The 11,618-nt window shown below is 29.6% G+C and carries 8 protein-coding genes and 1 CRISPR repeat array; of the genes, 1 reads left to right on the top strand and 7 read right to left on the bottom strand.

Annotated elements, in window-relative coordinates; all coding sequences use genetic code 11:
• Nucleotides 1–164 precede the first annotated feature (164 nt).
• From ACR0QS_RS00195 to nikA, 7 genes are read right to left on the bottom strand one after another with little or no spacing between them, the layout of a single operon-like run.
• Nucleotides 165–1,115 (bottom strand): M14 family metallopeptidase, encoded by a 951-nt coding sequence (locus tag ACR0QS_RS00195; RefSeq protein WP_432631424.1) that lies wholly within the window; start codon nucleotides 1,113–1,115, stop codon nucleotides 165–167.
• Between the two features lie 15 nt (nucleotides 1,116–1,130).
• A complete protein-coding gene (locus ACR0QS_RS00200) occupies nucleotides 1,131–2,474 on the bottom strand; it encodes an MATE family efflux transporter (protein WP_432631425.1) in 1,344 nt (447 codons plus the stop codon).
• The gene (locus tag ACR0QS_RS00205; protein ID WP_432631426.1) at nucleotides 2,458–3,297 is read right to left on the bottom strand and encodes an ABC transporter ATP-binding protein; all 840 of its coding nucleotides are present in this window, start codon (nucleotides 3,295–3,297) and stop codon (nucleotides 2,458–2,460) included. The genes ACR0QS_RS00200 and ACR0QS_RS00205 overlap by 17 nt, the downstream gene beginning before the upstream one ends.
• A complete protein-coding gene (locus ACR0QS_RS00210; RefSeq protein WP_432631427.1) occupies nucleotides 3,294–4,127 on the bottom strand; it encodes an ABC transporter ATP-binding protein in 834 nt (277 codons plus the stop codon). Before ACR0QS_RS00210 ends, ACR0QS_RS00205 begins: the two co-directional genes overlap by 4 nt.
• Nucleotides 4,128–4,142: 15 nt before the next feature.
• Nucleotides 4,143–4,967 carry a nickel/cobalt ABC transporter permease gene (gene opp1C, locus ACR0QS_RS00215; RefSeq protein ID WP_432631428.1) on the bottom strand — a complete coding sequence of 275 codons (825 nt, stop codon included), beginning with the start codon at nucleotides 4,965–4,967 and terminating at the stop codon, nucleotides 4,143–4,145.
• 2 nt (nucleotides 4,968–4,969) lie between these two features.
• A complete protein-coding gene (gene opp1B / locus ACR0QS_RS00220) occupies nucleotides 4,970–5,908 on the bottom strand; it encodes a nickel/cobalt ABC transporter permease (RefSeq protein ID WP_432631429.1) in 939 nt (312 codons plus the stop codon).
• 52 nt (nucleotides 5,909–5,960) lie between these two features.
• On the bottom strand, nucleotides 5,961–7,568 hold the full coding sequence (gene nikA, locus ACR0QS_RS00225; RefSeq protein ID WP_432631430.1) for a nickel ABC transporter substrate-binding protein: 1,608 nt from the start codon (nucleotides 7,566–7,568) through the stop codon (nucleotides 5,961–5,963).
• A gap of 524 nt (nucleotides 7,569–8,092) precedes the next feature.
• On the opposite strand from nikA, the gene purB reads away from it, so the two are divergent.
• On the top strand, nucleotides 8,093–9,385 hold the full coding sequence (purB, locus tag ACR0QS_RS00230; RefSeq protein WP_432631431.1) for an adenylosuccinate lyase: 1,293 nt from the start codon (nucleotides 8,093–8,095) through the stop codon (nucleotides 9,383–9,385).
• 78 nt (nucleotides 9,386–9,463) lie between these two features.
• Nucleotides 9,464–11,577: direct repeats of the CRISPR family, unit length 31 nt; unit sequence ATTTACATTCCACTATGGTTAGATTAATTAT.
• Nucleotides 11,578–11,618: the final 41 nt, after the last annotated feature.

Consider the following 11,618-nt stretch of genomic DNA (forward strand, 5'->3'; position numbering starts at 1 on the left):
AATGCATTAATTTATAGTGGCGCAAAAATGTCGTCTATTCACGCATGAGGCAGAATTATTTAAACTATAAATTTAATTTTATTATTTGTCAATACTCGAATAATTTTTATTTAAAAAGTTATTCATATAAATTAAAGAATTAAAAAATCGTTATAATAATTTATTTATAATTTTATCTTATTTATCTCCACTAAAGAATCATTTTCTTTTAAGGAAGGGCTTATTTTTAGTATGCATATTATTCCATCATAAGAAGCTTTTATATCTTTTATTTTATCTCCAAAATAATCCCTTATTTCGCCTACAGTATCTCCGACTTTAACAAAATCGCCAGTATCTACTAAAGGATACCACATGCCAAAATCAATATCGCTTTTTATAGAACCCGTATAATTTAGAATTACTCTTTTTTCAGTGTCTTTCATATTTTCGTTTTCAAGCATATTAATATAAATCATAATATTTTTAATTCCGTTATAATGAACTTCTGTATTTAAATTATCGAGCAAACCGTTTCCTCCAGCTTCGGTAAGTATAGAAGGGACTCCTCTAAACGCTAATCTACTATAAGCTCCGCCGTATTTATTTTCTTTATTCATTTCGGTGTGTATAATATATTTTATGTTGTAGATTTCAGCCATTTTTTTTGAAATAGAATCCGTTTTATCATCGTTTACTATTGGAACATAAATGCAGTTTGCTATTTTTTCTGGAATATCTCCTCCATGAAGCTCTATGCAATAGTCTATATCTTTTAAAACTTCATTCCAAAAATAATAATTCATAACTTCCGTATAACTTCCATTTTCTTTACCAGGAAAAAGTCTTAACGGATTTTTATTGTCTTTAGGAACTACAAAAGGGGCGTTTTCTCTAAAAGCTGGAATATTATATATAGTGGTTATTATAAGTTTTCCTTTTATTTTTAACTTGTTTGCTTCTATATCTTTCAATAATTTTATAGCAGATTCTATACCGCAAAATTCACTTCCGTGCATTCCTCCTATTATGGCAAGAGTAGGACCTTCAATTTCGCCTTCTATATAAGCTACGGGAAACATAATGTATTCTTCTTCGTATCTAAATTTCAAAATTTTCTTTATTACTTTATTCAAAATAATCTCCTTTGTTTAATTATTTAAATCTATTTTATTAAACAATGTTTTAATAAATAGCAATATAAAAACGCTTCTACCTAAATAAAAAGCGAGTAATGAAATCCAAAGTCCGTTATTATTAAATTTATCAAAAGTTAAAAATAAAACCGCTAAAAAGAGGCATAAACTTAAAAAAGTCGATATAAATATTGGCTTATTAAAAGACGCTCCCGTAAATATTCCGTAAAAAGTTAATCCTATAGCCGATACTACGGGATATAGCGCTACCCAAAAATAATATTTATAAGAATAATTTAAAACTTCAGCGTTGTTGGTAAAAAGGTTGATAAAATTTTTATTAAATATCAAGTATATAGAAGTTAAAACTATTATAAATATAAAAGCGTATTTTGTATTTTTAATAATAGTCGCTTTTAATAAATTTACATCTTTTGCTCCGCAAGATTTCCCACTATAAACACTGGATGTATTTGCTATCCCGTCAAACATATAAGATATTATGGATTGTATTTGAAGCAATATAGAATTAGAAGAAATTAATATAGTGCCAAGTGAAGAACTTTTAGCGGTAAATATATTTATTTGAAGTATTAAGCATAATGTTCTTAACATTAAATAAAGATTTGAATATAAAGAATTTTTAATCTTTGAAAAATCGCTTATATTTTTAAAATTTATTTTTCCAAAATTTCCATATTTAATTATAAATAAAAATCCTATTAAAAAAGAAACTATTTGAGAAATTAGAGTTGCAAAAGCTATTCCAAAAACTTCCATATTTAGTATTAACGCAAATATTACATCCAGAATCATATTTAAAATATTTCCAGTAATTTGCATTATTAGAGAGGCTTTTATTTTTCTTTGTCCCATAAGCCATCCCAACATAACATAATTTGAAAGTAAAAAAGGCGCTCCCCATATCAAAATATTATAATAAATATTTAAAGATTCAAAAGCTTTAGCTTCCAAATGAAAAGCGTTCTTGCAATAAATCATTATTATTTTTTGAGAAATCAAAATTATAAAAGATATAATTAAAGCAATAAGTAAAGGTTGGAAAAATGCAAAAGATTTATCTTCTTTTCTGCCGCTGCCTAAAGCTATGGCGCTTAAAGATGTCGTATTAACTCTTAAAAATCCAAATATCCAATATATAGTATTAAATACGACACTTCCTACAGAAACGCCCGCTATATAAGCTGGGTTGTTTAGTCTTCCCGCTACTGCCGTATCTACCGCTCCAAGTAACGGTTGAGTCATCGTAGATATTACAAAAGGCATCATTATTTTTATATAATCAGCGTCTCTTATTAAATGATTATAATTATTTAAAGAATCAAGCATATTTTTCATTTTTTAAATTTTGATATATATTTAATATGTCAAATGTTTTAACCGAATTAAGAAGCTCTTTAGCATAATCGGTTTTTACATGACTTAAATCTTTTATATTGTCAACTTCTTCTATAATATTTCCATTATTAAAAAATAAAACTCTGTCACATAAATAAGTTATAGTTGATAAATCATGAGTAATAAAAATATAAGAAAATTGATATATTTTTCTTAATTTTATCAAATAATCCATAACCTGCGTTTGCGTGGAAACATCCAAAGAACTTACCGCTTCGTCAAGCAAAATAACTTTTGGGTGGATTGCAACAGCTCTAGCTATACATACTCTTTGAAGCTGTCCTCCACTTAATTCATGCGGATATCTATTCAAAAAATTTTCATTCAAACCTACATTGTTTAACAATTCTATTGCCATATTTCTCCTATTTATTTTATCAAGTTTTTCGCCTGTATTTATTATATGAACATTAATAGCCTCATCTAAAGCTGACATTACTGTAAATCTTGGATTAACAGAAGAAACATAATCCTGAAAAACTACGCTTATATCATATTTTATGTTTTTCATTTTATATTTTTTTCCATATAGTTTTATTCCGTCTATAATCACCTCTCCTTTTTCTGGTTTATGAAGTCCTAAAATTACTTTCCCTAAAGTGCTTTTCCCACTTCCGCTTTCTCCAATAATTCCTAAACATTCCCCTTTTTTTAATTTGAGCGAAACTCCATTTAAAACTGTTTGCTTTTCTTTTCCGAATACTTTTTCTTGATTTTCTTTTCTAAAACTTACTCTTATATCTTTAGCTTCTAATAATGTCATGCCTCTAACCCCAAATTATAAACTATAGAATTAAATTTTTTCATTACAGCCATTCTTTTTGAAACTAAAGAATTAGTGTAATCATCTTTGCTATTTAAAATTATATCAGCTATATTTCCTCTTTCTAAAATTTTGCCTTTTTTCATTACTATCATTTTATCCGATATTTTAGACAATATTCCCAAATCATGCGATATAAAAATCATTGAAACTTTATTTTCTTTTTTTATTCTTATAAATTCTTCCATTATCGAATTCTGGCTTATAGAATCTATTGAAGTCGTAGGTTCATCAGCAATCAATAATTTAGGCTCTACCGATAAAGCTAAACCTATCATTATTCTTTGGAGCATACCGCCGCTTAACTGATGCGGATACTTTTTTATAGTATCTTTAGGATTTTTTATTTTCATTATTTCTAAAGTTTCTATGCATTTTTTATATATGTTTTCTTTACTAAGATTTGTATGTTCCTTAAAAGTCTCTTCCATTTGATTATATATTCTATACAAAGGGTCAAAGCATGTCATAGGGTTTTGAAGTATCATGCATATATCTTTCCCTCTTATTTTTCTCATATTTGAAGGAGATTCTTTTATCAAATCATTACCATAAAATAAAGCTTCTCCATTTACTTCAAAATTATTGTCAAGTAAACCGAGTATAGATTTTATAGTTATACTCTTTCCGCTTCCACTCTCTCCCAATATTCCGACACATTCTCCTTTGCTTATAGAAAATGAAACATTATCTATTATTTTCTCATTGTTATTTTTTCTATGTTTAAAATAAACATTAAGATTTTTAATTATCAAAATATTTTCTTTCATAATAATACCTTTTATCTAAACTCTGCTTTCTTTAGGGTCCAAAACATCTCTTAATGCGTCTCCCAAAAGATTAAAAGAAGCGACTAAACATACTATAGCTATACCTGGAACTATCATTTGTTTCGGATTAGTCGTCATGACATTTTTAGCCTCGTTTAGCATAGCTCCCCATTCTGGTATTGGGGCTTGAACTCCAAGTCCTAAAAAAGACAAAGTAGATATATTTAATATAGCCCATCCAGTATCTAAAGTAGCCAAAACTATCATTTCCGAAGATATAGACGGAATCATATGCTTAAATAATATAAAAGGAGAACCAGAGCCTACAGTTTTTGAAAATAGAACAAAATTTTTTTCTCTATACTTTAAAACATTAGTTCTTATCATTCTAGAATACCAAGCCCATTTTATAAAAACATTAGCTATAATAACATTGGCTATATCTACTCCAAGCAAGGCTACTACCGCAAGTATCATTATCTGACTTGGGAAAGAAAGCATTACATCGACTATTCTCATTATAATTTCGTCTACAGCTCCTTTAAAATATCCAGCTAATATACCCATAAAAGTTCCAAGTCCTATAGTTCCAAGCATAGTAAGAAGAGATAAAAATAAAGTGTATCTTATTCCATATATCATCCTTGAGAGTATGCATCTTCCAAGCTGGTCTGTTCCGAGAGGATATTCTTTTGAAAGCCCCGCAAATTTATTTAATATATTATTAACATAAGGGTCATTTGGAGCTATCAAAGGAGCTAATATTCCTATCAAAGCTATTATTAATATAAACAATACGCATCCTAAAGCAATTTTATTTTCTAAAAATCTTTTAAACATTATTAATCTCCTATTCTTAATCGAGGGTCCGCAAGTCTTTGAATTATATCGAATATTAAATTAAAAAACACGAATAAAATCCCTGTCATCAATATATAAGCCTGAATAACGGGATAATCTCTGTTGAATATAGAAGCTATGCATAATCTACCTATACCTGGCCATGCAAAAACATTTTCTACTACTATAGTTCCAGAAATTAATTGCGGAATACTCATACCAATTGCCGTAATACATGATTGTAACGAATTTTTTAATATATGTCTTACGAGAATAACTCTATGCTTTAAACCTCTAGCGTTAGCGTATAAAACATAATCCTCTTTCATATTTTCAAGCATATTGTTTCTTATAAGTCTTATATAAGTGGATATATAAGTAATAGATATAGTAACAGAAGGAAGTATAGCATGCGCTAAAGTTCCGTTTCCGCTTGTCGGCAAAATATCAAGTTTTATACTTATAAGCCATATAAGAAGAAGCCCTATCCAATACGCTGGCATAGCTGTAGTAGCAAATACAGAAAACCGAATTATTCTATCAAATAGGCTATCTTTATATACGGCACTAAAAAAACCAATTGGTAAACTCAAAACTATGACAAATATAAGCGATAGAAAAGCCAATTGCAAAGTGGCAGGAAGACATCTCGCAATTTCTCCTACCACAGTTCTTGATGGATTTGTATAGCTTACTCCCAAATCTAATCTTAAAAAATCTAATATCCATCTAAAATACCTGATAAAAAATGGTTCGTTTAGTCCGAGTTCTTCTCTCATCTGCTCAACAGCTTCTTCAGATATTATTGGAATTTGCTGAACTCTTAAAACTACCTCCGCAGGGTCAGACGGTATCAAATTAATAAAGAAAAAACTTAAAAGAGTAATACCAAATAATAACGGTATAGTAACTAAAATTCTTTTTATGATATAAGCTTTCATAATTTTTCCTATGAATTACAAAATATATTATGTAAAAATTAGCTATTGACTATTAATTTGCTATATCAAAATACATTAACCAAAAAGGCACTTCGTATTGAGTTTGAGCAAATTGAACATTTTTCAAATCTGCCGTATAAACCGCTTTATTGCATTCATATGTTAAAGGAATATACACGGCATCCTCATGAAGTCTTGTAAGAACAAAATTATAAAGCGTTTGCCTTTCTTTTTCGTCCACACTTAAAAGTATCTTCGTTATGGCTTCATCAATTTCTTTTTTGTCATGCAAGCCTTGTTGAGCCGCATAATCTCCGTAAACTCTTTGACGCATTGCCGCTAAAGAAGATTGAGGGTCGTAAGGAGAACCCCAGCATATATTAAATATCATATCAAAATTTCCAGCTTTCATATTGTCTCTATACGATTGCTCCTCCTCTCCCGTTATATTTACTTGAATTCCTATTTTAGCATATTCAGCTTGCAAATATTCGGATATAGTTTTTTCTGTTACGCTGTCGCTATTATATAAAAGCCTTAAATTTAATTTTTCTCTATTTTTCTCTCTTATGCCATCGCTTCCAATAATCCATCCCGCTTCATCCAATAATTCTTTTGCCTTATCCATATTATATTCGTAAGGAGTCAAATTAATATTGCAGTAAGGAATAGTCTTTGAAAATAGAGTATCGGCTGGAGGTTCTAATCCATAAAATATTCCGTCAGATATAGCTTTTCTATCCGTAGCATGCTGCAAAGCTATTCGCACTTTACTATCGGAAAGTATATTATGCGTAGTATTTAAGACTATTTGCCTTGTAGAAGTAGGTTCGGATAAAGAAGACACAAATTTATCACTTCCCTTATACTTATTAATAGCATCCGAGTCAAGCATATTTTTTCCAAATATTAAATCTATCTCGCCTTTTTCTAAAGCTAATAATCTCGTTTGATTGTCGGGAATAACTTTTACCATTATATTTTTTATTTTAGGAGCTTCTCCCCAATAATTCGTATTGGCTTCAAAAATAGCATATTTATCGGTTTCAAATTCTTTTAATACATACGGTCCAGTTCCTATAAATTCGTTAACTCCGTTTTTGGTAGAACCGTTTTTCATAGCTTTAGGAGATATCATAGCGAATGGACGCGTCACTCCAAGTTCTGTTAGCATAGGATAATATGGAGAAGTTAAAGTAATTCTAAAAGTGTAATCGTCTATAGCTTCCACTTTATCAAGAATATGCATCATTTCAAGCCAAGTATGCCTATCTTTATTTTCGAGTATGGCGTCAAAATTGGCTTTTATGGCGTTAGCGTCACAAATCTCTCCGTCCGAAAAATATACTCCTTTTCTTATATTGAAAGTGTAAACCTTACCGCCGTCCGTTATTTCCCAGCTTTCCGCAAGGCATGGTTCGTAACCGTTTTTTCCTATATTAACCAAAGTCTCGTAAAGCATCTCTTGAGCATACATTTCGCCTGCGTATAAATGAGGGTTTAAATCTCTTATATCTCTATAATTTACGAATATAAGCTCTTCGTTCTTTGCTCTCCTTTCATTAGAAGATGATTTGCTTTCAGAAGAACATCCTATTAAACTTATGCACCATATAACAAATATGGAATTAAAAATCGTTTTAAAAATTGTATTATTCATTTTAGAATAATCTCCTTTACTTTTAGTATATTTTGAAATATTGTTAGAATATTATAACATATATAAAATATTTGTCAATAGTTTTTATAGCGTTTTGAGGTTGAAAATTTTTCGTATTGCCTACAATTTTTATATCTCGTTTATTTCTAATTTTTTGAACGGCGCTAAAACCTAAATCTGCTCTTTCTATTCGTTCGCTTAAAAGTAAAACATATTCGTCAAAACTTTCGATATATTCGTTTATATTTTTAAAATCTATATCCTACATTTTATATATTTTATTTAAGTTTTCTATATCTTTATGTGGAACAGGCAAAGATTGAAAATCTTTATTTATCTTGAATACTTTTATAGAATTTATAGTTTTAAATTGCAATTCTCAATGTCATTTTTATCAAAAAACAGCCTCCTCCATTAGCAACAACTCAAAAATAAAAATAAATTATTAAATCTCTTTGACAAATAAAATTATTTTGTTATAATTTATTTTCTAATTAATAAAAGTAGTTGGAGTTTTATAAAATATGATTAAAAGATACACAAGAAAAGAAATGGGCGAACTTTGGAGTTTGCAAAACGAATTTCAAACGATGCTCGATGTGGAAATAGCGGCTTGCGAGGCGATGGCTGAATTGGGAGAAATTCCAAAAGAGGATTTGAAAAATATAAAAGAAAAATCTTCGTTTACCGTTGAAAGAATTGCCGAAATTGAAAAAGAAACGAACCATGATATAATCGCTTTCGTTACGGCGGTTCAGGAAAATGTCGGAGAAGGCGGACAGTTTATACATAAAGGGCTTACTTCAAGCGATGTGAAGGATACTGCGCTTGCGATAATGATGAAAAAATCTGCGGAAATAATATTAAATGATTTGAAAAAACTTTCGGAGATTTTATTAAAAAGAGCGAAAGAACATAAATATACTTTATGTATTGGAAGAACTCATGGAATTCATGCCGAGCCTATGACTCTGGGACTCAAATTTATTTTATGGCTTGATGAAAATGAAAGAAACATTAAAAGAATAGAGCGAGCGAAAGAAATCGTATCGGTTGGAAAATTGTCGGGAGCGGTTGGAACTTACAGCAATATCAATCCGAAAATAGAGGAGTTGGTTTGCAAAAAATTAGGACTAAAAGCGGATAAAATTTCTACTCAAATAATTCAAAGAGACAGACATGCTGAATATTTGACAAGTTTATCAATAGTTGCAAGTTCTTTGGAAAAATTTGCAACGGAAATTAGAAATTTGCAGAGAACGGATTTAAGAGAAGTAGAAGAATATTTTAGCGAAAAACAAAAAGGTTCTTCTGCAATGCCTCATAAAAGAAACCCGATTACCTGCGAGAGAATTTCTGGCTTGGCGCGAATCGTTCGGGCAAACGCTCTTGCTTCTTTGGAAAATATCACTCTTTGGCATGAAAGAGATATAAGTCATTCTTCGGTTGAAAGAGTAATTCTTCCAGATTCTACTATTATAGTAGATTATTGTTTAAATAAATTTATGGATATAGTCGACAAACTTTTAATTTATCCTCAAAACATGAAAAATAATTTAGAGAAAACGGGCGGATTAATTTTTAGTCAGAGAATTTTAATTAGTCTCGTTAATAAAGGAATTTCAAGAAACGACGCGTATTTATGGGTTCAAAGAAACGCGATGAAACGATGGCTTAATAACGAAGATTTTAAAGAGAATATTCATAAAGACGAAGATATAAAAAAATATTTGTCGGATAAAGAAATTGACGATTGTTTTGATTATAAATATTATTTAAGAAATATCGATTTGATAATGAAAAGATTTGATATTTAAAAAACAACGGACGAAGTCTTAACCTCGCCCGTGCTTGAATGCGTGAATTAGAATTATTATTATATTCTTTTATTTCCAATTTACATTCCACTATGGTTAGATTTATTATGTCTGTCGTATCTCCAGCAAAACCTCCGCCTGAAGCATTTACATTCCACTATGGTTAGATTTATTATTCAAAACGGCGATATAAAACTTATTATGACAGAAGAATTTACATTCCACTATGGTTAGATTTATTATTCCTGCAGTTCTCATTCTCTCATATTGAACATCAAGATTTACATTCCACTATGGTTAGATTAATTATTTTCAAGCGAGCAACTAGCTCAAGGAATGTGGGAGAATTTACATTCCACTAGGGTTAGATTAATTATAGCTTTTTGACTTATACAAGCAAGACATTTTCCGCAATTTACATTCCACTATGGTTAGATTAATTATTAATTGACATGAATCGTTATCTGGTATGCAGTTAATATTTACATTCCACTATGGTTAGATTAATTATTCGAAGTCGGATTTTCGAGAAAATCCCATAGAGTCCCATTTACATTCCACTATGGTTAGATTAATTATATAATTTTTCCCCTTTTAAAAAGTTTAATCAAATACATTTACATTCCACTATGGTTAGATTAATTATGTCCGTAGACAGGTTGTAGACTGATATGATTTAATTCATTTACATTCCACTATGGTTAGATTAATTATTTCGCTCATAAAAGTAATATGCCAAGTCGCGTTAATATTTACATTCCACTATGGTTAGATTAATTATCGTTTTCAAGTCTTCGCATGAATTATGCTTTGTATGGATTTACGTTCCACTATGGTTAGATTAATTATGAGTGACCCAGATTATAATGTGGGTATAGATTATCAATTTACATTCCACTATGGTTAGATTAATTATCATTAAGCGGTTTTGTATCGTCTTCGGCAATTTATGATTTACATTCCACTATGGTTAGATTAATTATAATTTTATCAATGTTTTTGATTTCCATGAATTGACCATTTACATTCCACTATGGTTAGATTAATTATTAGTGGTAAGCACGCTGGTGTGGGTGGCTTACGAGCATTTACATTCCACTATGGTTAGATTAATTATCAGCAGTAACAAGAGCAATGCAAGATTACCAAGCAAAATTTACATTCCACTATGGTTAGATTAATTATTGCCACAATTTCAAATTGGAGTTTAAAGATATTATCATTTACATTCCACTATGGTTAGATTAATTATGTAAATATCACTCGATACATTATACTGAATATGGCAATTTACATTCCACTATGGTTAGATTAATTATATTCGGCTTAAACGGACGCTTGCCGTTATTCCCCTGATTTACATTCCACTATGGTTAGATTAATTATTCTGATATAATTTCCTTTTCTGCATTCAAGCCCGAATTTACAGTCCACTATGGTTAGATTAATTATGCATTGAGAAAATGGGTTTTAAATGACTTGTGGATTATTTACATTCCACTATGGTTAGATTAATTATGAAGAAACGCGTTGATGATTATGCTCATGTCGAATAATTTACATTCCACTATGGTTAGATTAATTATTATCAAATCCTGTTAATATTAATTCTCCTGTTCAGGATTTACATTCCACTATGGTTAGATTAATTATTAATATTAATATAAACAAAAAATAGGAGATACAAAAATTTACATTCCACTATGGTTAGATTAATTATTTTAAAGCTGTTCAAACGATTATTGAAAAAGCCAAGCATTTACATTCCACTATGGTTAGATTAATTATTTTTACTCGGCGGACAGCTTTTCGGCTTATATAAGCATTTACATTCCACTATGGTTAGATTAATTATAAATAAGAGACAAGTTTCCTCTCGTGTCGATTTTTGGATTTACATTCCACTATGGTTAGATTAATTATTTAAATGATTTATCTGTTCGTTATCTATAAAAATCGATTTACATTCCACTATGGTTAGATTAATTATATTATTAACATAATTTTTGACGGCGATGACTTGACTTATTTACATTCCACTATGGTTAGATTAATTATCTCATTTGATTTTCAATCTATTGGTATTTTGGAAAAATTTACATTCCACTATGGTTAGATTTATTATACTGGTCGGACAGAGTGCCTCCTCTCTATCCCGCTAATTTACATTCCACTATGGTTAGATTTATTATAGTAAATTGCTCTCTAATTCAAATTATAGACTGAATATTTA

It is taken from the genome of Brachyspira sp. (assembly GCF_050873525.1).
Lineage (GTDB): Bacteria > Spirochaetota > Brachyspiria > Brachyspirales > Brachyspiraceae > Brachyspira.